Source organism: Exiguobacterium sp. A1_3_1, from assembly GCF_048985645.1.
GTDB lineage: Bacteria > Bacillota > Bacilli > Exiguobacteriales > Exiguobacteriaceae > Exiguobacterium_A > Exiguobacterium_A indicum.
The window spans coordinates 1-22,942 of sequence record NZ_WBYY01000035.1 but is presented as its reverse complement, the minus strand read 5'-3'; the positions used below and the strand labels follow the sequence as shown (position 1 = coordinate 22,942).

Annotated in this window: 20 protein-coding genes and 4 riboswitches; of the genes, 13 read left to right on the top strand and 7 right to left on the bottom strand. The window is 48.7% G+C overall.

The genetic code is table 11. The features are described 5' to 3' along the window. A partial coding sequence (locus F8N00_RS05780; RefSeq protein WP_421017916.1) for a DNA polymerase thumb domain-containing protein occupies positions 1-1,205 on the bottom strand: 1,205 nt, incomplete at its 3' end. A 176-nt stretch (positions 1,206-1,381) separates the two neighbouring features. Here F8N00_RS05780 and F8N00_RS05775 point away from each other — a divergent pair. Beyond that, positions 1,382-2,020, top strand: coding sequence for a pentapeptide repeat-containing protein (locus F8N00_RS05775; RefSeq protein WP_023467029.1), 639 nt, complete (start codon positions 1,382-1,384; stop codon positions 2,018-2,020). Positions 2,021-2,088: 68 nt separating this feature from the next. Here the strand turns inward: F8N00_RS05775 and F8N00_RS05770 are convergent, their stop codons facing one another. The 6 genes from F8N00_RS05770 to F8N00_RS05745 form a co-directional block, all read right to left on the bottom strand. Further along, positions 2,089-2,844 (bottom strand): MBL fold metallo-hydrolase, encoded by a 756-nt coding sequence (locus tag F8N00_RS05770; protein WP_174315993.1) that lies wholly within the window; start codon positions 2,842-2,844, stop codon positions 2,089-2,091. A gap of 60 nt (positions 2,845-2,904) precedes the next feature. Beyond that, a complete protein-coding gene (locus tag F8N00_RS05765; protein WP_029340721.1) occupies positions 2,905-3,393 on the bottom strand; it encodes an arsinothricin resistance N-acetyltransferase ArsN1 family A in 489 nt (162 codons plus the stop codon). A 124-nt stretch (positions 3,394-3,517) separates the two neighbouring features. Then, positions 3,518-4,054 carry a 1,2-dihydroxy-3-keto-5-methylthiopentene dioxygenase gene (locus F8N00_RS05760; protein ID WP_023467032.1) on the bottom strand — a complete coding sequence of 179 codons (537 nt, stop codon included), beginning with the start codon at positions 4,052-4,054 and terminating at the stop codon, positions 3,518-3,520. Between the two features lie 16 nt (positions 4,055-4,070). Continuing rightward, complete coding sequence (locus F8N00_RS05755; RefSeq protein ID WP_421017915.1) at positions 4,071-4,691, bottom strand: methylthioribulose 1-phosphate dehydratase; 621 nt, start codon at positions 4,689-4,691, stop codon at positions 4,071-4,073. After that, a complete protein-coding gene (locus F8N00_RS05750) occupies positions 4,688-5,347 on the bottom strand; it encodes a 2-hydroxy-3-keto-5-methylthiopentenyl-1-phosphate phosphatase (protein ID WP_421017914.1) in 660 nt (219 codons plus the stop codon). Before F8N00_RS05750 ends, F8N00_RS05755 begins: the two co-directional genes overlap by 4 nt. Continuing rightward, positions 5,344-6,534, bottom strand: coding sequence for a 2,3-diketo-5-methylthiopentyl-1-phosphate enolase (locus F8N00_RS05745; protein ID WP_029340724.1), 1,191 nt, complete (start codon positions 6,532-6,534; stop codon positions 5,344-5,346). Before F8N00_RS05745 ends, F8N00_RS05750 begins: the two co-directional genes overlap by 4 nt. Positions 6,535-6,604: 70 nt before the next feature. Next, positions 6,605-6,706: riboswitch (SAM riboswitch) on the bottom strand. 205 nt (positions 6,707-6,911) lie between these two features. Further along, positions 6,912-7,015: riboswitch (SAM riboswitch) on the top strand. 78 nt (positions 7,016-7,093) lie between these two features. Between F8N00_RS05745 and mtnK the strand changes: the two genes are divergently transcribed. From mtnK to F8N00_RS05685, 12 genes are all read left to right on the top strand, one after another. Next, a complete protein-coding gene (gene mtnK / locus F8N00_RS05740) occupies positions 7,094-8,260 on the top strand; it encodes an S-methyl-5-thioribose kinase (protein WP_421017913.1) in 1,167 nt (388 codons plus the stop codon). Further along, on the top strand, positions 8,257-9,306 hold the full coding sequence (gene mtnA, locus F8N00_RS05735; protein ID WP_421017912.1) for an S-methyl-5-thioribose-1-phosphate isomerase: 1,050 nt from the start codon (positions 8,257-8,259) through the stop codon (positions 9,304-9,306). The genes mtnK and mtnA overlap by 4 nt, the downstream gene beginning before the upstream one ends. An 11-nt stretch (positions 9,307-9,317) precedes the next feature. Next, a complete protein-coding gene (locus tag F8N00_RS05730) occupies positions 9,318-10,400 on the top strand; it encodes a sugar ABC transporter substrate-binding protein (RefSeq protein WP_421017911.1) in 1,083 nt (360 codons plus the stop codon). Beyond that, a complete protein-coding gene (locus tag F8N00_RS05725) occupies positions 10,397-11,905 on the top strand; it encodes a sugar ABC transporter ATP-binding protein (RefSeq protein WP_421017910.1) in 1,509 nt (502 codons plus the stop codon). Before F8N00_RS05730 ends, F8N00_RS05725 begins: the two co-directional genes overlap by 4 nt. Beyond that, positions 11,902-12,906 (top strand): ABC transporter permease, encoded by a 1,005-nt coding sequence (locus tag F8N00_RS05720; RefSeq protein WP_055970220.1) that lies wholly within the window; start codon positions 11,902-11,904, stop codon positions 12,904-12,906. The genes F8N00_RS05725 and F8N00_RS05720 overlap by 4 nt, the downstream gene beginning before the upstream one ends. A gap of 365 nt (positions 12,907-13,271) precedes the next feature. Next, positions 13,272-14,228 (top strand): AAA family ATPase, encoded by a 957-nt coding sequence (locus F8N00_RS05715; protein WP_023467045.1) that lies wholly within the window; start codon positions 13,272-13,274, stop codon positions 14,226-14,228. Then, a complete protein-coding gene (locus tag F8N00_RS05710; protein WP_023467046.1) occupies positions 14,225-15,307 on the top strand; it encodes a DUF58 domain-containing protein in 1,083 nt (360 codons plus the stop codon). Before F8N00_RS05715 ends, F8N00_RS05710 begins: the two co-directional genes overlap by 4 nt. Further along, complete coding sequence (locus F8N00_RS05705) at positions 15,304-17,376, top strand: transglutaminaseTgpA domain-containing protein (protein WP_421017909.1); 2,073 nt, start codon at positions 15,304-15,306, stop codon at positions 17,374-17,376. Before F8N00_RS05710 ends, F8N00_RS05705 begins: the two co-directional genes overlap by 4 nt. Positions 17,377-17,416: 40 nt before the next feature. Continuing rightward, a riboswitch (purine riboswitch) is annotated at positions 17,417-17,518 on the top strand. A gap of 129 nt (positions 17,519-17,647) precedes the next feature. Beyond that, positions 17,648-19,168 (top strand): glutamine-hydrolyzing GMP synthase, encoded by a 1,521-nt coding sequence (guaA, locus tag F8N00_RS05700; protein ID WP_051353615.1) that lies wholly within the window; start codon positions 17,648-17,650, stop codon positions 19,166-19,168. Positions 19,169-19,464: 296 nt separating this feature from the next. Beyond that, positions 19,465-19,998, top strand: coding sequence for a hypothetical protein (locus F8N00_RS05695; RefSeq protein WP_421017908.1), 534 nt, complete (start codon positions 19,465-19,467; stop codon positions 19,996-19,998). A gap of 151 nt (positions 19,999-20,149) precedes the next feature. Beyond that, positions 20,150-20,251, top strand: a riboswitch (purine riboswitch). 135 nt (positions 20,252-20,386) lie between these two features. After that, positions 20,387-21,691 (top strand): NCS2 family permease, encoded by a 1,305-nt coding sequence (locus F8N00_RS05690; RefSeq protein WP_035398981.1) that lies wholly within the window; start codon positions 20,387-20,389, stop codon positions 21,689-21,691. An 83-nt stretch (positions 21,692-21,774) separates the two neighbouring features. After that, on the top strand, positions 21,775-22,686 hold the full coding sequence (locus tag F8N00_RS05685; protein WP_421017917.1) for a proline dehydrogenase family protein: 912 nt from the start codon (positions 21,775-21,777) through the stop codon (positions 22,684-22,686). Positions 22,687-22,942 lie beyond the last annotated feature (256 nt).

Sequence of the window (22,942 nt, the reverse complement as noted above, 5' to 3'; positions counted from 1 at the left end):
CGGAGGTTAACGACATCCATTGCTTTTAATAACCGTCGCCGTTTCCAGAGCCGCGCATTATCCTCGAACAAAGACAACTGTAAGGTGCCTTGATCGGCAGTCAAATGCCCCACTGCAACGGATAAAAATCGAACAGGTTCCCCATCGAGCCAATTCGGTTCGAACAATTGTAAGACGTGACGCAAAATGATGCGTTCATCGGATGTCGGGTAAGGCAACCGCACTTGACGGGAGAAGCCACTTCGGACGACGTTTCGAGAATAACGGACACCGATGTGAACGGTCCAGCCGACTTGATTCGAAAAGCGGCAACGTGCGGCGACATCCTGCACCAGTTCATTGAGCACATTCTGGATGCGTTCGAACTGATAATAGTCCTGCATTAAGGTCACACCGTGTCCAATCGTCCGTTGAGGAGCTTTCTCGAACAGATGACGCGGGGGGAGCAGTGTCGGTGATGCGTCGAGTCCCCAAGCGTGATGCCACAGTTCGGCACCGATGACACCGAAGCGTGCGTGTAACTCTTCGACAGGGCGCATGGCAAGATCACCGATTGTTTCAATCCCCATCATCTGCAGATGTTGTTCCATGCGGTGTCCGACTCCCCACATCTTCCGAATCGGAAAGTCATGAAGACGTCGTGCGACATCAGCATATCCACATCGCGCGATGCCTTCTTTTTTCCCGATTAAATCAAGCGTCAGTTTTGCGATGACGTTATTTGGACCAATCCCGATGCGGACGTGGATGCCGGTCTGTTTCAGGATCGCTTCTTTAATTTTGAGAGCAGCTTGCAGGTCGGAACCAAATAGGCGATCGGTTCCGGTCATGTCAATGAAGCTTTCGTCAATCGAATAGACGCGGATGGCTTCAGGTGGTGCGAATTGGTGCAGAACATCCAGGACACGAATCGACGTCTTCATATAAGCAAGCATACGTGGTTCGACAAGTCGAATCGTACGACGAACAGCGTATGGCAATTGCTCGATTTCATACAGTCGACCGGCTGTCTTGATTCCAAGTGCTTTTAAAGCAGGGGTGGCAGCGAGAATGACGGATCCGCTTCTTTTTAAATCGGAGACGACCGCCAGGCGTGTCGTCAAGGGAGGGAGATTGCGATACTGGCATTCACAGCTGGCGTAGAAGGACACACTGTCGACGCAAAAAATACGTTTATCTTGTGGTAAAACGACGGAAGGAAACATCTGAATCACTCCTTTACATAAAAGAACGTATGTTCTTATTTTAATTTTCCTTGACTATAGCATGGTCTCAAAGTGTCTCAAAATAAAAACTGTTGGAAAAAGGGGGAATTGAACGATTTTCCCTCATATAAAAGGAGTTTGGTACACTAAGGGAGAGAAAAAAGGGGGAACCTTCATTGAAAGAGACCGTTATCCGATTACCAGAATTACCGAAGACGCTTCAGCCAGAGACGTTCGATCAAGTCGAAATCGATGACCCGTATCTAAAAGGAGCGCGTTATGAGAAAGAGTCGATGCCGAGTGAACTGACAGAACGCATCGATGCCTATCAAGTGTGTTTTCAAAATGTCTCGTTCGCGAATCTGACCTTTGACCGTGGTTCGTTCGAAGATATTCGTTTTGAGCAATGCGACTTAACGGGATGTCACTTCCAAGAAACTCGTTTTCACCGTGTGTCCTTCGTCGGATGCCGGATGACGGGCATCCAGTTTGAAGATTGTACGCTTGACCATTTAACGATTCAGGAAGGGCTTGCGGATTACGCACAGTTCATTCGCAGTACGGTCCGTCATCAACACTGGAGCGAAACGACGATGAAAGAAGCACAGTTCTTCGAAGTGAAGCCGACCCATTGGAAACTCGAAGCGGTCCGGCTTACAGATAGCCAATGGATTGAAACACCGTTAAAAGGTCTCGACCTCCGGCAGACGGAACTCTCTGGTATTACGATCGATCCGCGATTTTTACCAGGCGCTGTCATTACGGAAGAGCAAGCAGTCGCCTTTGCTCGCTTGTTAGGTCTTGTCATCCCATAACAAAAAGAAGTCCTGCTTTCGATTGTTACTCGAAAAGCAGGACTTCTTTTTAATGAAGGTTACTGTTCTTAAAATGACATCGTTTCGCCATCCTCTGGAATCAGGAAATGGGCAGAAAGGTGGAAGGCGGCTAAAAAGTCAGCAATCATATCACGTCGCAAGAGACAGTGGTTGACGGACTCGAGGTGCGAGACGATGATCGTCGCTTCCGCCGCCGCTTCGTGTACGGCAAGGAGATCACGCTGTGACATCGTGATCGGCTCTCCGGTCAAGAACTGGGCGGCGCCACTGTTGACGACGATGATATCGGGTGTATGTTGTTCGATTGCATGCGCGACCTCGTCGCACCAGATCGTATCACCTGCGATATAAAGTGTTGGTTCGTCCGGATGGGTGAGGACGAGCCCAGACACACGTCCCATCCGTTCGCCGATTTCACCGACACCATGCTGTCCACCTGTTCGATGGATTTGGATATCACCGATCGTCACACCGGAATCGAAGGAAGAGACGTTCGTGAAGCCGGCTTCTCGGATATGCTGCGCGTCTTCTTCTTGCTGCGCATAGAGTGGCAAATGCTTGGGTAATAGTTGTTTAGCAGCATCATCGAAATGATCAGCGTGCAGGTGCGTGACGAAGATGGCGTCAGGATCGAGCAGTGTGTTGACATCGACCGGTAAGTCGACGAGTGGATTAGCGATGGCATTCGGTGTTTGACCGAAGGGAGGCAAGCTGCCTTTTTCGCCGAGGAACGGATCGATCAGTAAGACTTGATTGGCATACGTGACAACGAGTGTTGCATTGCGAATTTGTTGAATATCCATTAGGTTCATCCTCTCTCAATGACTCGAATTGACTATTCCCCGTCTGGCATTCAATGAATCCTATCGCAAGCGTTTCTCCATCGCCATGACGTCGACATATTCGCCGTTCAACTGTCCTTGCTCCTTAAACGTTCCGACGATCCGGAACCCGGAGCGGATATAGAGTTTTTGTCCGATTTTATTGAATGGGAAGGTGAAGAGAATGAGTTTATGCATCTGATGATCACGGGCGTGTTGCTCAGCCGTTTCAAGCAAACGTGTGCCAATCCCTTGTCCACGATGAGTCCGGGTGATATAAACCGAAATCTCACCGACGGATGCGTAGACAGGACGCGGATTATACGGATCGAGGGAAATGAAGCCGAGGACACCTGTGTCATCTTCAGCGACATATCCGGCATATCGATCGGTGCGTTCTGCATACCACTGGGTCATGAAGGATAAGTCCTTTTGGTCGGTCTCAAGCGTTGCGATTCGATCTTCGATGCCTTCGTTATAGATGGCGAGAATCGCTGGTAAGTCGTGTTCCGTTACGGGACGAATATGCATGACGCTCACTTCCTCATCGCTTTTCCTTCATTATATCGGTTACGTGTCAATGTAGTGATATGTTTGTGCGATAAGAAAAGCGCTGATTCCCTTCATATGAAGGAAAACAGCGCTTTTATCGTTCTTAAGAGACCGTTGACGTCTCGTTTTCATAAATCGGAACCCAGCCGTCTGTCGTGACGAAGATTCGGACGGCGACGACTTTACGATCGTCTTGAAGCGTAAAGTAGTGGCGTGTGTTAACAGGAACGGAAATCAAATCACCAGGATTGAGTTCGATGTTATAGTAGCCGACCTCTTCGTCTTTGATCGCGAAGACGCCATGACCGCTGACGATGAAACGAACTTCATCATCCGTATGGTGATGTTCTTTCTGGAAGTTGACGAGCAACTCATCCAGGTTCGGTGTCGTATCCGAAAGTGAGATGATATCAGCTGTCTGATACCCACGACGTTCTGATACGTCTTTGATTTCGGGAGCGAACGTATCGAGAATCGTTTGTTTGTCTGCATCCGTCAGTGTGAAGTTCTCAACGAGAGGCGCTGGAAGTTTCGAAACGTCCCATTGTTCGTAAAGAACGCCGCGTGACGCAAGGAAGTCAGCGACTTCCGTTTGATCCGTATACCGTGTGTTTGTTTCTTGGAATAAGACTGTTGCCATGAGATGATTCCTCCTTTTAATGAATGGATTGACGGCATGATTGCAACGTCAACGTATAGTTAAATAAAAACTCGAAGGCTTCGAGGTGTTTCTTTGCTTCAAAGGCGGTCGGTGCCCAGACCGTGATTCCGTGATTGCGGATCAGGACGGCACCACTGTCTGCTGTGACATGCGGTGCAAAAGCAGCGGCAAGCGTCGGGATGTCCGCATGATTCGGAATGATCGGCACCGTGACCGTCGCATCCTCTTCCCAGTGTCCGAGTGCCTTGATGATTTCTTGACCGGAAAAGGTGATACTGCCTTGATCGCCATAGAGTTCCGAAATCACATTGTTCGCAATCGTATGGACATGCAGGGAACAACCGGCGTCCGTTCGATTGAACACTTCGACATGAAGCAATGTCTCAGCGGAAGGACGCCCGGATTGCTCACCGATCAATTGACCGGTCGCATCGACATGAACGAAGTCGTCAGGAGTCGTCTGCCGTTTATCTTTTCCGCTTGCCGTCACAAGGAATTCAACCGGGACACCGGACGTCCGGATGGCGAGATTGCCACTCGTACCAGGGAACCAATCGCGTGCCGAAAGCTCTTGTTTGATGGCGCGTAGCTCTTCATACCGTCGCATGAATGTCATGTTGTCACCTCCGCTCGTGTTAAATCATGAACGATATCGTGGAATGTCTCAAACGGTGTATAGGCGATATCGTTCTCTTCACACAACGTGATCAGATAATCACGGGCATAGACACGATCCGCTTGTTTTGCGAGTTCGAAGTCCGTCACCGAGTCGCCGATGACGATGATGACGTCACCGTCTTTACGTAGTGTCCGAGCAACGGACGTTTTACAACAGCCGCACCCGTTCGTGCAATGGGTATCGCAGGCGTGTGGCCAATCGATATGAACGAATGGACCGTCAAAATTCGCGACATTGCAATAGATGCGCTCCTGCTCAAGGAATGGCGCTAAGATTGGTTCGACGAAAAAGTCCATTCCGCCGCTGACGATCGAAAAATCGATGCCTTGACGACGACTGTACTGCAGTAACTCCGAAAATCCGTCGCGAATAACCGCGCGCTCCAACAAAAAGTCAAGATAGGCTGCTTTCCCGTCAGATGGCAGAAGTGCGAACATTTGCCCGACACCACTCTGAATCGATAACGTCCGGTCGAGTACGCCGTGTTTTAACGGTTCGAAGTCACTCGCTGGCGCAAATGCCTGCATGAGTGCGATGATATTATCTTGCGTCGTCACTGTCCCGTCGAAGTCACAGAGAATCCGTACGGTCATGACTTGATCCCCCAAGCGTCGAGGGCGATCCGTAATTCTTCATGACGCGATGCTGCCGCCGATAGGGATTCATTTGCGAGTGCCGCATCGAGTGCCTGACGGAAAGCAATGACACCAGCCGCAGCACCTTGCGGATGACCATGTACGCCGCCACCGGCGTTGATGACGGAATCGATCCCGAAGTCCCGTACGAGTTGAGCGACGAGTCCAGGATGAATACCAGCTGAAGGAACCGGGAAGATCGATTTCGTCTGACCGAGACGGGTCGCTTCGACCGCGATGCCACGGGCGACATCCTTTGGTAAAGCGACATTGCCGTAAGGAGACGGGAATAGCGTCAAGTCTGCTCCAGCAGCACGCGGTAATGTGCCGAGTAAGACAGGGGCAGCGACTCCGTGATTCGGGCTAGCAATCAACGCACCGCTATATGCTGGATGATTGAAGATCGGAACGTTGATTTCCGGATCACTCGCCAGTTCGCGTAAGACGTCGAGTCCGTATGTGAAGGTATTCAGCAAGAAAGCAGTCGCTCCAGCATCAATCAATCGTTTGGCTTGATCCTTGAGCGTAAAGACGGGACCACTGAGTGTGATCGCATATAACGCACGTTTACCGGTCCGGTGGAAGTGAGCATCGATGACCTCACGTCCGATTCGTGCCCGGTCAATCGTCGGTGTCAACGGATTGTCGTATAGGATCTCATCGTCTTTGACGAGATCAATCCCACCAGCGAGTTGTCCTTCGAGTTGATCACGAAGGAACGATAAATCCCGTCCGATGACTCCTTTGAAGATGCTCATTAACAATGGGCGATCTTCGACACCAATCAAGGAGCGGACCCCTTCGATCCCGAATTTTGCACCTGGAAAGTCCGACGTAAATGTATCGGGTAATAGCAATTCCGTTAGTTTGATTTCACCGTCGAGTGAGAGTTTCCCGAAGACGGTCGTCAGAATCGCAGAAAAGTCGCGCGACACGTTATGTTCCGGATAACGAATCGTGATATATCCTTTGCCATCGCGCTCTTCGGTATGTACGACTTCCCCTTTGAACGAGGCGAGTTGTTGTTGTTCGAGATGATTCAGTTCCGTCCAAGAACCGACTGTCAGACCAAGCGCGAGTTGTTCAGCGCGTTGCTCGAGTCGATCACGGGCAGTCAATTGATAAGTAGCAGTGATATAAGCCATGTCTTTCCTCCTTCAACAAAAAAATGGTCTCTCGTCAGCGACAAGAGACCATGAATGATTCGAACGTGGACTCTTATCTGTCAGCTTAGTAGCTGCAAGAATTAGCACCGTGCCAAAAGGTCGGTTGCTGCGACATCGTAGGGCTTGTCCCTCCGTCTGCTCTTGATAAGAATTGGATGAAATTGTGAAATCTAATTGCAATTTTTACATGAGAATCGTGACTTGTCAAACTATTTTTAGAAAATTTATTTTTTTGAAAATACTCTTTCTATAGATGACTTAAAAATGATATCCGTTTCTGCTTGATTTCGATTTGACAGCGAGGAAGTCGATTGCGTAAGATTCAAATCAATATCACACACGACAATTACATACGACTCTTATCGCGAGTTGGCAGAGGGAATTGGCCCGATGACGCCGCAGCAACCGACCACTAGGCACGGTGCTACATCCAACAGACGTTTCGTCTGAGAGATAAGAGGACGCAGTGACTTTTCTGCGCCTCTTTTCGATGACGAAAAGAGGCGCTTTTTCGTGTATCACATAGGGGGAAACTGAGATGACATATAAAGCATTCACAGAACAGGACGCGATTGATCGTGTTCGGACATTAGGACTGATCGGCGATGGAGCCGTCGAAGCAGAAGAGATTGGCGACGGGAACCTCAACCTCGTCTTTCGGATTCGAGAAGGCGAACATCGCTTGATTTTAAAACAAGCATTACCATATGCGAAGGTCGTCGGGGAGAGCTGGCCGTTATCGCTCGAACGAGCGTGGATCGAGCAATCCGCACTCCGTGAATTCGCACGGCATGCCGTACCGTTCGTACCACGTGTTTTTCATGCTAGTCATGAAGAGGCGTATACGGTCATGGAAGATCTTTCACATCTGACGATCGTTCGAAGCGGTTTACTCGCAGGTGAACAGTATCCGTTGCTTGCGGAACATATCGGTTCTTATCTCGCTCGGACGTTATTCCATACATCGGACTTTGCGCTTGGTCCGGTTGAAAAGAAACGTGTCGCCCGAACGTACTACAATCCAGACTTGTGCGACATCACGGAAAAATTAATCTTCACGGATCCGTTTCATGACGCGGAGACGAACGAGATTGAAGCCGGACTCGAAAAAGAGGTGGCACGTTTATGGGCAGACGATGAGTTGAAACGCGAAGTCGCAAAACTCGAAGCGCTCTTCATCACGAAAGGAGATGCATTGTTGCACGGCGATCTACATACAGGAAGCATCTTCGCCTCAGCGACGGAAACGAAAGTCATCGATCCAGAATTCGCCTTTTATGGTCCATTCGGATTCGATGTCGGGCAGTTCATTGCGCATCTATTCTTCGCAGCATATCCGGATTACCCTACACGACGTGACGCCCGAATCAAGGATATCGATACGTTCTGGCTGACGTTCGCTTCAACGTTCCGTGCCTTATGGGAACGGGAAGCCGTCGAACCGTTCCAGGCATCAGGACTCGTCGATGATGTACTGAGCACGATCTTGCAGGATGCCCTTGGCTTTGCCGGTTGCGAATTGATTCGGCGGACGATTGGTCTTGCACCGGTCGCTGATTTAGAATCAATCGATTCAACGACGGAACGCTTAGAGCGGAAACGTCACGCTCTTCGTCTAGGAGCGGCGTTAATCAAACGCCGTACAGAATGCCGGACATTCGATGATTTACGAAACTTTGACGTAACGGAGGAACTCAGCCGATGACTACATTCGTCCAAAGTATTCGTTACGAAGATCGTGTCTTGACGATTCTCGATCAGACACGTCTACCGCAGGAAGAGCACTATGAAGTCATTGCTGATCTCGCGCAAGCCGTTGAGGCGATTAAACAACTACGTGTCCGGGGCGCGCCTGCGATCAGTTTATTCGGTGGATTCGTGCTCGTTCAAGAAGCATACCGGTTTGAAGCGGCGCTACCGGTCTACAAGCAAGCCTTGCTTGAGACATCGGCGACGTTACTCGCGACACGACCGACGGCCGTCAATTTGCGAAATGTACTCAATCAGTTGAATCCAATCATTCAAGACGGGACGTCGGTAGAAGAGATTCGCGAACGGTTGGAAAAACGGACGGTCGCCTTATACGACCAGGATGCGCAGACGTCACGTCAAATCGGGATTCATGCACTGGAATTGTTCCAGTCAGGCGACCGGATCCTAACGATTTGTAATGCTGGATCGATTGCGACCGCTGCTTATGGAACGGCACTTGCGCCGTTCTACATCGCAAAAGAACGCGGCATCGAATTATCCGTTTTTGCGAGTGAGACGCGACCGTTACTGCAGGGAGCACGATTGACGACATGGGAGCTGCAACGTGCCGGCATTGATGTCACGTTAATTACGGACAACATGGTCGCCCATACGCTGAAAGAAAAACAGATCGATGCGATCATCGTCGGTGCCGACCGCATTACACGAAACGGCGATACGGCAAATAAAATCGGGACGTTCCAATTGGCATTGCTCGCGCAAGCTTTTGGTATTCCGTTTTACGTCGCAGCACCGCTCTCGACGTTCGACTTCTCGCTCGTTTCCGGAGACGCGATCGAAATCGAAGAACGTAATCCGCAGGAAGTGACGACTGTCCAAGGTGTCGCGACAGCACCGGAAGGGGTCGCTGTCTTCAACCCGGCGTTTGATGTCACACCACACACCTTAATCACAGGCATCATCACCGAACTTGGTGTCATCACGCAACCGAATGAAGAAACGATTGAACAATTAACAGGGCTTCAACCCCTCGGATAAGGAGATATGTCATGAAAAAACTAGCTTACGCCGTCCTAGCACCGGCACTGTTACTAGCGGCTTGTGCGAATGGAGAAGCCACGACGACGAAGGTCGTCAAGGATGTACCAAAAGGGGTTCAATCGGACGTCAAGATCGCCGTCATCCGCAACCTAGCATCGGACGACCATACGAAACAATTCCTTGATGGCGCACGAAGTGAAGGCGAAGCGCTTGGCTTTAAAGTCAGCACGTTCATTTCGGAAGGTAACGACGTCAAGTTCAAGGAGCTTGTCGCGCAAGCGATTCAGCAAGATTATGATGGGCTCATCATCTCGCATGGTAAGGAAGACTACGCCTATGACATGATTAAACCAGCGGTCGACAAAGGGCTGAAGGTCGTGACGTTCGATACGGTCACGAAGAAAAAAGGAATGGCGTTAAAAGGTGTGACGGAAACGTTCCAAAACGATCATCAACTCGCGAAGCTATCGCTTGATGAAGTGACGAAGGTGACGGACAAAAAGCCGGTCCGTGTCATCAAACTTTGGTTCGGACCAGGTTTTGCCCCGCTCGATCGTCGTCAGGAAATCTATAAGACGTACGAAGCAGACGGTAAGATCAAAACGCTTGAGACGGTTGGACCGACAAATTTCCAAGATGTCCAAGGGGATATCGCAACGAAGATGAATGCGATTCTCGCGAAATATCCGAAAGGAAGCATTGATGCGGTTTGGGGAGCGTGGGACGAAGTTGCAAAAGGGGCTTACAAATCGCTCAAGGATAATAAACGTCAAGAAATCCCGCTAATCTCGATCGATGTCTCGAATCAGGATATCAACCTGATGCGTGAAAAAGGCAGTAACTGGGTCTCGACGAGTGCGGTGGATCCATTCTTGATTGGACAAACGGACATGCGATTACTGGCTAAGAAAATCGCTGGCGAGAAGACACCGGACAGCTTTGATCTCGACGCGAAACTTGTGGAGCAGAAGGCGTTGAAGCAGGATACGACGATGTACAATCTCGATACGATCATCAAAGGATGGAGTACATCGGACAAATTCAATGAACCGTGGATGGACCGGTTGCGTGACGTCCATAAAAAACAATGACGTCTACCAATCATCACTTGAAGATGACCGGGATTTCATTGGCGTTTCCAGGAGTGCAAGCCTTAAAACAAGTCTCGTTTGAAGTGAAATCCGGTGAAATCCACGCGCTTGTCGGTGCGAATGGTGCCGGTAAGTCGACGTTGATGAAAGTCTTATCCGGAGCGGAAACGGCGGACGAAGGAACGATCCGTCTCGACGGGAAGGAGTTGTCCATCACGTCACCACGTGATGCGAAACAGATTGGAATCGACCTCGTCCAACAAGAGGTCGATGTGGCGCTTGTCCCGTATTTGACGGTCGCTGAGAATATCTGTCTCGATCTGTTGACGGACGGAACGATGACTGGCTTCGTATCCCAACGCCGTTACATACAGCGTGCCAAGGAAGCGTTAGCGACATTACAGGCGGATATTTCCGTCAAGACACGTGTCGAGGAGTTGCGGCTTGCTGAAAAGCAACTCGTACTGATTGCTCGCGCCCTCGTCCAAGAACGCCGTTTTTTGATTTTAGATGAACCAACGGCACCTCTCAGTCAGGCGGAAACAAGCCATCTCTTTTCAGTCGTGCGTCGTTTAGCCGAACGAGGGCTTGGGATCATCTTCATCTCGCATCGTTTACAGGAACTATATGAGATTTGCGACTCCATCTCGGTCATGCGCGACGGTCAACTCATCTCACGACATCTTTTGACAGACATCACGAAGGAAGCTGTCGTTGAGCAGATGCTCGGGCGTCAGCTTACGTCTGTTGCGAAAACGTCACGGGTAAATGCAACGAACGTATTGACCGTCGAGAGTGCTACGAATGCGGACGTCCACGATATCTCCTTGACGGTTCAAGCAGGTGAAGTCGTTGGTATCGCGGGTCTTGTCGGTGCCGGTAAAACGGAATTATGCAAAGCATTGTTCGGTGATCGCCCGTTTCAGGAAGGGGAGGTTCGGATAGGTGGAAAAGCCCATCGCCTTCGCAATCCACAAGCTGCGATTCAAGCGGGGATCGGTCTCGTTCCAGAAGAACGACGAAAAGAAGGGATCCTCGTTGCCGATTCTGTCGCAGAAAATCTAACAGCAGCGGCAGCTCATGATTTCGTCAACCGCTGGGGGCTGATGGATCGTCGCAAAGAAGCAAATCAGGCATCGCAATGGGTCAAGGAGCTGGGCATTAAAGTGGCAGACGTGAAACAGGAAGTAGGTCAACTGTCCGGTGGGAATCAACAAAAAGTCGCCATCGGAAAATGGTTACTGACCGATGTTTCTGTACTCGTCTTGGACGAACCGACAAAAGGTGTCGACGTCGGAGCCAAACAAGATATCTATCGTCTGATTGACGGACTCGCGCAACAACAAAAAGGGATCCTTTACGCGACGAGTGAATGGGATGAACTTTTGACCGTCACGGACCGAATCTACGTCATGTTCGATGGACGGATCGTCCATGAAACGAAGACGGCGGACACATCAGAAGAAACCTTGTTGTGGTATGCAACAGGAGGAGGGCAACGATGAATGAGGTAGTATCAAAACAAACGAACCGAGGGAAGGGGTTACGTCCTGTCCTTGGATTCTTGAACGACTGGGGGATCGTCCTCGCGATCCTTGCCCTCGTCCTGTTTTTTGCGACGACGGCTCCAACATTCTTACAAGGGACGAACTTGATTAATATTTTACGCAGCATCTCAATCGTGACGATTATCGCGATTGGCTTGACCGTCTCTTTGACGGTCAATGGATTTGATTTATCGGTCGGGTCGACCGCGACGCTTGCGAGTTCTTTCGTCGTCTCGTTCTTCGTCTGGTACAGTCTACCGCTCGGTGTCTCGATTGGTTTAGCACTTCTCTTATCACTTAGCGTTGCTTTGGTGAACATCTTACTCATCGTCTGGTTTAAGATTCCGGATTTGTTTGCGACGCTTGCGACGATGTTCATCGTCGAAGGTGTCGCGATGACGTATACCGGTGGTGGTTCAATCAGTGCCGGAATGCCGCGCCTGGACGGTACACCAACAGTCGGCACGATTCCGGAGGCATTCGCGAAAATCAGCCAGGCGCCTTGGATCATCGTCATCATGCTCGTCGTCGTCGCTGTGACACACGTCTTCTTAAGCCATACGCGACACGGTCGTTTTCTCTATATCATCGGTGGGAATCCGGAAGCCGCACGACTGACAGGAATTCGTGTCAACCGCTACCGGGCACTCGCGTATCTGATTGCTGGGTTACTTGCGGCAATCGGTGGGATTTTACTTGCGTCACAAGTCGGATCGTCACAAATCAATGCCGGTTCCGGTTATCTGATGCCAGCGGTCGCAGCCGCATTCATCGGCTCGTCGTTCGCAGGACAAGGGAAGCCGAATGCGCTTGGCACACTCGTTGGCGCTTGTCTTGTCGGGATTCTTGAAAATGGTCTCGTCATGCTGTCTGTTCCATACTATTCGTTGAATATCATCAAAGGGCTGGTCCTTGCGGTCGCACTCGCGACGACCTATGCGCGGTATCGAAAAAAATAATTAAAATTCGACGTTTCGTTTATAACATATTCGGTAATATTCAATATATGAAAGGATGGTGATGCACATGAATGATTACCAATGTAGAGGGAACGATCGCATGTCGCTTCTGAAAGAAGAGGATCACCGGACTTGACGAACGTTGTCCATTGACACGGATGTATTCGTGTTTTACGTGCAACTGCACGGTTCAAGAACGGATCACGGCATGTGTTCGTTCCTGAAACAAATAAGGGGGAAACGCTACGGCGTTCCCCCTTTTTCATGTGCTAGAAACTGCTCGTATTTCTTTAAAAGCGTAGCGGAATATGAGATGATATAAAAAGTCAGAAAATTCAACTACTACGAGAGCAAGGGGCCTGACAATGCGAACATACACTAAGGAGATTCAAGCGATTATCGACAACGTAGAGAAAGTCATCATTGGTAAGGAAGATGTCATCACACAATCATTGGCAGCATTACTAGCGGGCGGTCACGTCCTATTAGAAGACGTACCGGGAGTCGGGAAGACGATGCTCGTCCGTGCGTTCAGCCGATCGATCGGGTTGACCTTCAAACGTGTTCAGTTCACGCCAGACCTACTTCCGTCAGATTTGACGGGTGTATCGATGTATAATCAGAAAACTAGCCAATTCGAATATAGACCGGGTCCTTTAATGGGAAACATCGTCTTAGCCGATGAGATCAACCGAACATCACCAAAAACTCAATCTGCCTTACTCGAGGGAATGGCGGAAGCGAACGTCACCGTCGATGGTGAGATTCATACGCTTCCGAATCCCTTTTTCGTCATGGCGACACAAAACCCGATCGAACACGAAGGAACGTATCCGTTACCAGAAGCACAACTCGACCGTTTTCTCGTCAAAGTCAAAATGGGTTATCCTGATTTCCACCAGGAAATGAAGCTACTGACACGTTTCGAACGGGATGAACCAATTGAAACGCTCGAAGCGGTGATTGGTCGCGAGCAATTGCTCCAGATGAAAGAAGAAGTCAAGAACGTCCATGTCTCACAGCCCGTCAAAAAATATATCGTCCATCTCGTCCAAGCGACCCGGACGAACGGTTCACTTTATCTCGGCGCGAGTCCCCGTTCTTCGATCGCTTTGATGAAAGTCGCGCAAGCGTGGGCATACATGGAAGGACGCAGTTTCGTCTTACCGGATGATGTCAAACATCTCTTGATTCCGGTCCTGTCACACCGCTTGATTTTGACAGCGGACGCGCGTTATCACGGTCAATCGTCAGAACGGATTTTAGAACAAATCAAAAAAGAGGTTGCTGTACCAATCCAACAAGACGTGGAGTCCCTATGACGAAGTGGCAAATTGGTTGGCGTTACGCTGTACTCCTTTTGACGACGGTTGCCTTATGGACATATGCGCGCGTCGATGGTGGAAATGTCGCTTCCTTGCTGTTTTATGTCATGGCGGGTTTGACCGTCTACTGGACGCTCTTCCTCGTTTGGCCCGTCACGCAGGCACTGGCGACGCGTGAAGTATCGAATAAGATGCTCGTTGCTGGAACGGATATCCCGGTTTCCTTACGGGTTCGCCGGCGTTTCCCGTTCCTGGTCGGAGCCGTCGAGGTGACGGAGGCGATTCCAAACGAACTCAGCGAAGAAAAACTCGATATTAGCCGTCCGCTCCGTGCCCACTACCGGAAGACAGAGCATATCGACTACACGATTCCATCGATTCGTCGAGGCGTGTATCAGATTCCTGGCTGTATCGTTGAAATTACGGATCCGTTCGGGCTGTTCAAGCGAAAGCGGATGTTTCCGGTCGAAACGTATCTTGCGATCGAACCGGCACGCCTTGCCGTTCAACTTCCGCATGAGGAGGATCGCGGCGATGGGGGAATCTCCCCTGTGTCGCTTGATCTTCGTCAGTCGTCCTTTACTGTCGTTGGTGTCCGAGAATACGTCAGTGGTGACCGGATGAATCAGATCGACTGGAAAGCGACGGCAAAACGCCAAGGTTTAATGACGAAAACGTTTGAACGAGAGCAGGAACGGGAGACGACGATCGTCTTTGATGAGGGGACGGAAGCGGGTGAAGCTTTCGAACGCGTCATCTCGATGCTGGCAGAAGCGACGGATCAGCTAAATAAAAGACGGCTGAGCTACCGCATTCACCTCGTCGGACATGCTGTTCAATCGTTATCATTACCACTCGAGGGTGCGAAACTGACGCATTACTTGATGACGGCGCAACCGAGTCGGACGCGGACGTTCATCGAGTCATGGGAGTACTCGTCAAAAGCGCTTCGATTGAGTGGCAACGTCCTCTTCATCACACCGGATCTTGAATCGAACAATGAACTATGGATTTCGAAGATTAATCAAGAAGCTACCGTTCATGTCTATACACCAGAACGGAGGGGAGTGCGATGATGCGACGCTTACTTTGGAACGCTATCGCGGCAGCCGTCCTGACGTGTTTCATGCCACCACTTCTTGAACTGACGACGTTTGAACATCTTTGGTCCTTCTTACCGATGCTGTTTCTGCCGTTGCTGTTGTCGCATCTATCGCGGCGTTACTTTTTACTCGGAAGTCTCGGTGGACTACTCCTATCGTTTTATTTGATTTTGACGCCGGGAGCAGCACCGTGGGGCATCTTTACGGAGATCAGCTCAGATGTTCAAAGTGTCATCAATGGTGAGTTACCGGGACGACCAGCCTTTGCACTCTCGATCGGACTGATCAGTTTCTTGATCGCTTATTTAGCACGGCGGACATTCCCGAATCGCGGATTTGTGTTTGGTCTTGCCTTCGGTGTCATCGGATTTATCGCCTATTGCGATACGTGGACGGATTATTCGGGAGAGACGTTCATTCTCTATCCGATCATTCTATCTTTATTATTACTCTATGCGACGGAAGTTAACGAACGACCGCGCGCTTCTTACGTTCGTCCGCTGAGTGCTTTATTCATCATGGGTGCTGTCATCGTCGCTGCTGTCCAAAGTCCTGTCATCAATGCGACATGGCAAGACAGTTGGTACGATTTGACGTCCGGTCTTGAAGGTGAAGGAGAGCCGTCAAATGCGATTCAAAAGGTCGGCTACGGTAACAATGATGAGCAACTCGGTGGACCGTTTCAGATGGACGATCGAGAAGTTTTCCAAGTCGAAAGTGAAGGGAACCGCTACTGGCGAGTCGAGACGAAAGATATCTATACCGGCAAGGGGTGGGTGCTGTCGGAATCGAATCCGGAAATCGATGCGCGTGGTTTCTTCTCGCATTTCGGAAAAGAGGTCAAGACAAGAAATGAGACGGCAACGTTTGAGATGGCACGTGAACTGCCGTTCGTTCCGTACAATGGTGATAATGTTCGGTTGACGGTCGACCAGCAACGACAAAATGTACTGATTGATCCTGAGAATCAAAAAATCTCGTATCTCGACGATACGAATCAGCAGCGCAACTATCAAATCGAATATGCCTATCCACTCTTCACAGAAGAGCAGTTACAGACAGATGAGCCGCTCGATTTATCAGCGGATGACACACGTCGGTACCTGCAGCTACCAGATGGATTACCACAACGTGTCCGTGATTTAGCGAATCAAATCGTTGAGGGTGAAGAAACACCGTGGGACAAGGCGCGAGCGATTGAAAACTATTTCGAAGAAGAAAACTTCGAATATAATACGGAGGAAGTCGCCGTACCAGGAGAAAATCAAGATTACGTCGATCAATTTCTGTTCGAAACGAAGCTCGGATACTGTGATAACTTCTCGACGTCCGCCGCTGTGTTGCTTCGGGCAGCTGGATTACCCGCACGCTGGGTAAAAGGGTTCACGGGAGGCGAGTCCGATGTCATCGGCTCCGCCGTGACCAGTTATACGGTACGAAATAAAAATGCCCACTCGTGGGTCGAAGTCTACATTGAAGGACCAGGCTGGGTACCGCTTGAGCCGACTGTTAGCTTCGACGGAGCAGGTCAATATACGATTGACCGAGAAACGAACAACGAGACGGAGCAAACAAATCCACAACGCGAAACAGAAAATAATACAGAGACGACGACACCAAATCGTCCGCAGGAAAATCTTCTCGACGAAGAACAGACGACTAGCGCCGGACAGACGGAGCAGAAGTCAATTCCGTTTTGGCCAATCCTTATGACGGCACTCGCTCTCTTGTTCCTTTACCTGTTCCGAAAACCAATCATTCGAACACTCGCGATTCTCTTCTTCCGGAGACAAATCGAGCGACCAGAAGGATTCCGACGGATGTACCGGTACCTCTTGCGACGTCTTGATAAAAAAGGATTCCATTATCAAGATGGTCGGACGCTTGCGGAACTCGCTCACGAAGTCGATGGGTACTACGAGACGTACGCGATGCGACCGTTGACGGATGCTTACGAACGGATGGTCTATGGTGGAGAATCATTATCTGCCGAGAAAAAACGTGAATATTTCGAAAATATCATTCGTCATGTAGAGGGTTGATATTTACGAAACGATACAGTTACAATGGGAACAACGTAAATCACACACATGCAATCTCCTTTGTATATACTCGCGAATATGGCGCGAGAGTCTCTACCGGGTCACCTTAAACGACCTGACTATGAAGGAGCAGACCCTTCGTATACATTTTTTTGTGAAGCGGCCTGCTCTTTTTCCATTTTATCCATGGGCGAAGAGTGGGCTTTTTTCATAGGGTGCGCATGAAATCAGAAAGGCGGGAACAGATTTGGAAGCACATTTGGACCAGGAAATGATTCTCGTCCTCGATTTTGGAGGACAGTACAATCAATTGATCACACGTCGTATTCGGGACCTTGGTGTCTATAGTGAATTGCATTCGCATAAAATCACTGCAGCAGAAGTAAAGGAAATCGCACCTGCTGGTATCATCTTCTCAGGTGGTCCACGTAGCGTCTACGCAGAGGATGCGTACCGGTGTGACCCAGAAATCTTCGACCTCGGTATTCCAATCTTCGGGATCTGTTACGGCATGCAGCTCATGTCACAACATTTCGGCGGAACAGTAGAACGTGCGGGACATCGTGAATATGGAAAAGCCACATTGACGTTACAAGACCCGTCACCGATGTATGCGAACCTACCGCTTGAACAAACGGTCTGGATGAGCCACAGCGACCTCGTCACATCTGTGCCAAACGGATTCGTCGTCGATGGAACGAACGTGTCATGTCCGATCGCTTCGATCAAGAACGAAGAATTGAAAATGTACGGTGTGCAGTATCACCCGGAAGTGAACCATACGGTCTTCGGAAAAGAATTGCTCAAGAACTTCCTCTTTGAAGTCTGTAAATGTGCAGGCGATTGGTCGATGGAGAACTTCATCGAAATCGAAGTAGCGAAGATTCAAGAACAAGTCGGCGACAAAAAAGTCCTCTGTGCACTTTCTGGTGGTGTCGACTCGTCTGTCGTCGCAGCCTTGATTCACAAAGCAATCGGTGATCAATTGACATGTATGTTCGTCGATCACGGTTTACTGCGTAAGGGTGAAGCGGAGAGCGTCATGAAGACATTCGCGGATCACTTCCACATGAACGTCATCAAGATTGATGCCCAGGACCGTTTCCTCGACAAACTCCGTGGTATCTCAGATCCAGAGCAGAAACGTAAAATCATCGGCAACGAGTTCGTCTACGTCTTTGATGAAGAAGCTTCAAAACTAACGGACATGGACTTCCTTGCCCAAGGTACGCTCTACACGGATATCATCGAGAGTGGTACGGATACGGCACAAACGATCAAGTCACACCACAACGTCGGTGGATTGCCGGAAGACATGCAGTTTGAATTGATCGAGCCGATCAACACGTTGTTCAAGGATGAAGTCCGTGAACTCGGGAAAGAACTCGGTCTTTCCGATGAAATCGTGTGGCGTCAGCCGTTCCCAGGACCAGGTCTCGGAATTCGTGTCCTCGGTGAAATCACAGATGAGAAACTCGAAATCGTCCGCGAATCTGATTTCATTCTTCGTGATGAAATCAAAAAAGCAGGACTTGAGCGGGAAATCTGGCAATACTTCACAGTCCTTCCTCCAATCCGTTCGGTTGGTGTCATGGGCGATGAGCGGACATACGACTACGCAGTCGGAATCCGCGCCGTCACGTCCATTGACGGGATGACATCAGACTGGGCACGTATCCCATGGGACGTGCTTGAGAAGATCTCGGTCCGAATCGTCAACGAAGTACAGAACGTTAACCGCGTCCTGTACGATGTGACGTCGAAACCACCTTCAACGATTGAGTGGGAATAAGTACTGGGCTTACTGAGACGATTCGTCTCATGAATCCTGTCGTAACACCCTTTTAAAGGAGAAAGGTGAAGATGAATCTGTTTCACCTTCAACCACTTTATTTCAAAATAAAGCTCTCTTTTGTTCGCATGATTTGTGAATGGAAGGGGGCTTTTTGTGAACGAAATTATGAAACCGTTGGACGTTTTTAAACTAAACCGACGAATTTAGGTACTTTAGTTCTAGTTTGCTGAGATGTGTGGACTCTTCCTGTATTATGGAATACATCATTTAATGGAAAAGAGGGATACTGCCTCATGATAGACTGGACATGGACTGAAGTTGATCAATTAGAAAAACAAGAAAAATGGAATGAAGCTAAAAGATATCTTTTGAATTCTTGGAGACAACATCCTGAAGATCTCAAAACAGTCATTCGACTGGGCTTTTTTTGTTGGTACGTCACCTTTGAACATGGACCATTGGGAATTACAGAGAACGATATAGATATTGAGGAATTAGAATCTTTACTAAAGGAAGTTACACATGATGGTTTACATTGTTTTATGAACCATGAGGACTTTCTATGGTGTTTTGGTTATATGATTTCGATGACTCCTTATTATTTTGGAGAGTACAACGAGTGGGAAGAACAAGGCGCATCCATGTTACGACGTGCTCATGAACTATGTCCAGATGAACCAATTTATGCTTATTCTTATCTTGGATCGTTCTCAAATGCTTACGGAACACGTGAAAATGAATTACAGCAGATCCAAAACGTTTTAGAGGATCGCTTTAAAGGAGAGGGACTATTATCCGACTACTTTAAGAGTATATACGCTCAGTGATAGGGCTGATTTCTAACAATCATGAAATAGCCTTCAAAAAACCGTTTTCAAAACCGAACGTTCGGATAAAATAAGTAGTTAAATTTCGCTTTTATGGTTGACCCATGAATTTGACCGTGCTACGATGTGTCTGTTCTTATTTTTCATACCACTAAAAAAACATAAATAATGCCGTATAATTCTGGGGATAGGGCCCGGAAGTCTCTACAGGAACACCGTAAAGGTTCCTACTACGGCGCACACGCAGCATCGTGCGCTTATTGAAACGGCTTTTACCGCTTAGGTAAGGGCCGTTTTTTGTTTTCAAGGAGACGGCTTATTTGGAAGGAAGGCAATCATGAGCACACAATTGAAACAGCCACACCAACCGAAATCAAAAGAAAATGCGATTGCGCGTTTCTTTGATTTCAATGGGCTTGGTACGAACATGCGTACAGAGTTCATCGCCGGCATGACAACATTCTTCGCGATGGCGTATATCTTATTCGTTAACCCGAATACATTAGCCGAAGCAGGAATGGACGCAGGAGCAGTCTTCGGTGCCACAGCACTCGTTGCGATCATCGGTTCCGTTACGATGGGATTACTGGCGAACTATCCAATCGCGCTCGCACCAGGAATGGGACTAAATGCTTTCTTCGCCTACAGCGTCGTCATCGGAATGGGTATTCCATGGCAAACCGCACTTTCAGGCGTTCTCGTCTCAGGTCTCGTCTTCATGGTATTAACAGCTTCAGGTATTCGTGAGATGATCATCAATGCGATTCCAGAACCATTGAAAATGGCAGTTGCAGCAGGTATCGGATTGTTCATCGCGTTCATCGGATTAAAAACAGGTGGTCTCGTCGTTGCGAATGAAGCAACACTCGTCTCGCTTGGTGATTTAAGTAAAGGAACAACGCTTCTCGCGGTATTTGGTCTTGTCGTATCTGCGGTCCTAATGACGCGTGGTGTCAAAGGGGCGATCTTCTTCGGAATGATCCTAACGGCAGTCGCTGGAATGATCTTCGGTTTGATTCCGATTCCAACAAGTCTTGGTGAAGTCATTTCAGCACCACCAAGCATCGCACCTACATTTGGACAAGCATTCCTTCACTTCGATGAAATCTTCACGGTTCAAATGATGATCGTCATCTTAACTTTCTTCTTCGTTGATTTCTTTGATACAGCAGGTACACTGGTTGCGGTAGCAAACCAAGCCGGTCTGATCAAAGAAAATAAAGTACCACGCGCTGGTCGCGCATTGATCGCTGATTCAACAGCAACAGTAGCAGGTTCGATCCTTGGAACGTCGACGACGGTTTCTTACATCGAATCAAGTGCAGGGGTTGCAGCAGGTGGTCGTTCAGGAATGACGGCGATCGTCACAGCTTTATTCTTCGGTCTCGCTTTATTCTTCTCACCATTGCTCGCAATCATCACCGCACCGGTCACAGCACCCGCATTGATCATCGTTGGTGTGTTGATGGCAGCTTCACTGCTCCAGATCGATTGGAAAAAATTCGAGTACGCCGTTCCGGCTTTCTTGACCGTCATCATGATGCCGTTGACGTATTCAATCGCAACAGGGATTGCATTCGGTTTCCTTTTCTATCCGGTCACGATGATCGCGAAAGGACGAGCAAAAGAAGTGCATCCAATCATGTATGTGTTGTCACTCGGATTCCTCGGTTACTTTATCTGGTTGCATTAATCCAAACTGCGTCTTTCTTCTATATAGAAGAAAGACGTTTTTTTATTGGGAGAGGGTAAGGGAGAAGAGAGAGGGTGATTCAGATGTTACAGCAGATTACTGGAGCTGTATTCGAATACTTGGCTGAGAATAGACTGTTGATTCAATTAGCGAAAAAAGTCGGATTGCCGCTTGGTGGAACATTATTCGTCGGAGGACAGGGCGCAGAAGAGACACTCGATACCGTGAAACAATTTAATCAAGATGGACGAGCCGCTACAGTGGATTGTCTAGGAGAGTTCATTGAGACAGAGCAGGACGCGGTAGACATCGCAAATGAATGTATTAAAGTCATCGGGCAAATCAAAGAACATGGTCTAGACGCACAAGTATCTCTAAAGCTAACATCGATCGGATTAAGAATCGATCCGGATATCGCCTATCAACAGTTGAGTCGTATTGCAGAGATTGCCTATCAGAGAAACATGCGCGTGACAGTCAACATGGAAGAAGCGATGATGGTCGAGTCGATCGTTCGAGTATTCGAACGCGTACATGAACATTATCCAAACGTCGGAATTGCGCTACAGGCAAATGTATTCCGTAGTCGTTTTGATCTAGAACGTCTTCACGCAACAGTACGTATCGTCAAAGGGGCATACGATGGAGACGATGAACTCTATATTCAACCGAAGAAGACAGTCGATGAGACATACCTTCAATTAGTAAAAGTCAATTTGTTAAATGGGAACTACACGCAAATCGCGACACATGATGAACAGATCATTCAGCAAATCATTGACTTTACTCAAATGAAACAGATTGATCCATCACGGTTTGAATTTCAAATGCTTCAAGGCATGCGACCGAAACGACAACAAGAGTTAGTTCGACAAGGGTATCGTGTCGTTATCTACGTTCCGCATGGTGTGGACTGGTATACGTATTTGATGAGACGGTTAGCAGAACGCCCAGCGAATATCGCGTTTACAGTAGGAGCCAAGTTAAGAAGGTAAAGACTTTGCGAAGAGGATTTAAACTCTTTGCAAAGTTTTTTTAAAATAATGCTTGTGTTTGTCGAATTTTGTTGTTATATTAATAAATGTTCCAGCGAGACGCCTTTTATAAACGGTTCGTTGGGGCTGAAAAGTTTTTTAAAAAGCATGGTTGACATAATCAAAACAACCTGTTAATCTATTAAAGTCGCTAAGGCGGCAGACGAACTTTGAAAACTGAACGATGAGGCAAAAATCGTATTCTACGGAATACAAA

Excerpts from the sequence above, each read along its gene's own strand:
- F8N00_RS05765 (WP_029340721.1), bottom strand. The coding sequence starts at position 3,393 with ATGCATATTCGTCCCGTAACGGAACACGACTTACCAGCGATTCTCGCC.
- F8N00_RS05710 (WP_023467046.1), top strand. The coding sequence starts at position 14,225 with ATGACGAAGTGGCAAATTGGTTGGCGTTACGCTGTACTCCTTTTGACG.
- F8N00_RS05770 (WP_174315993.1), bottom strand. The coding sequence starts at position 2,844 with ATGGATATTCAACAAATTCGCAATGCAACACTCGTTGTCACGTATGCC.
- guaA (WP_051353615.1), top strand. The coding sequence starts at position 17,648 with ATGATTCTCGTCCTCGATTTTGGAGGACAGTACAATCAATTGATCACA.
- mtnA (WP_421017912.1), top strand. The coding sequence starts at position 8,257 with ATGACTACATTCGTCCAAAGTATTCGTTACGAAGATCGTGTCTTGACG.
- F8N00_RS05760 (WP_023467032.1), bottom strand. The coding sequence starts at position 4,054 with ATGGCAACAGTCTTATTCCAAGAAACAAACACACGGTATACGGATCAA.
- F8N00_RS05730 (WP_421017911.1), top strand. The coding sequence starts at position 9,318 with ATGAAAAAACTAGCTTACGCCGTCCTAGCACCGGCACTGTTACTAGCG.
- F8N00_RS05745 (WP_029340724.1), bottom strand. The coding sequence starts at position 6,534 with ATGGCTTATATCACTGCTACTTATCAATTGACTGCCCGTGATCGACTC.
- F8N00_RS05720 (WP_055970220.1), top strand. The coding sequence starts at position 11,902 with ATGAATGAGGTAGTATCAAAACAAACGAACCGAGGGAAGGGGTTACGT.
- F8N00_RS05685 (WP_421017917.1), top strand. The coding sequence starts at position 21,775 with ATGTTACAGCAGATTACTGGAGCTGTATTCGAATACTTGGCTGAGAAT.
- F8N00_RS05705 (WP_421017909.1), top strand. The coding sequence starts at position 15,304 with ATGATGCGACGCTTACTTTGGAACGCTATCGCGGCAGCCGTCCTGACG.
- F8N00_RS05755 (WP_421017915.1), bottom strand. The coding sequence starts at position 4,691 with ATGACATTCATGCGACGGTATGAAGAGCTACGCGCCATCAAACAAGAG.
- F8N00_RS05695 (WP_421017908.1), top strand. The coding sequence starts at position 19,465 with ATGATAGACTGGACATGGACTGAAGTTGATCAATTAGAAAAACAAGAA.
- F8N00_RS05715 (WP_023467045.1), top strand. The coding sequence starts at position 13,272 with ATGCGAACATACACTAAGGAGATTCAAGCGATTATCGACAACGTAGAG.
- F8N00_RS05725 (WP_421017910.1), top strand. The coding sequence starts at position 10,397 with ATGACGTCTACCAATCATCACTTGAAGATGACCGGGATTTCATTGGCG.
- F8N00_RS05750 (WP_421017914.1), bottom strand. The coding sequence starts at position 5,347 with ATGACCGTACGGATTCTCTGTGACTTCGACGGGACAGTGACGACGCAA.
- mtnK (WP_421017913.1), top strand. The coding sequence starts at position 7,094 with ATGACATATAAAGCATTCACAGAACAGGACGCGATTGATCGTGTTCGG.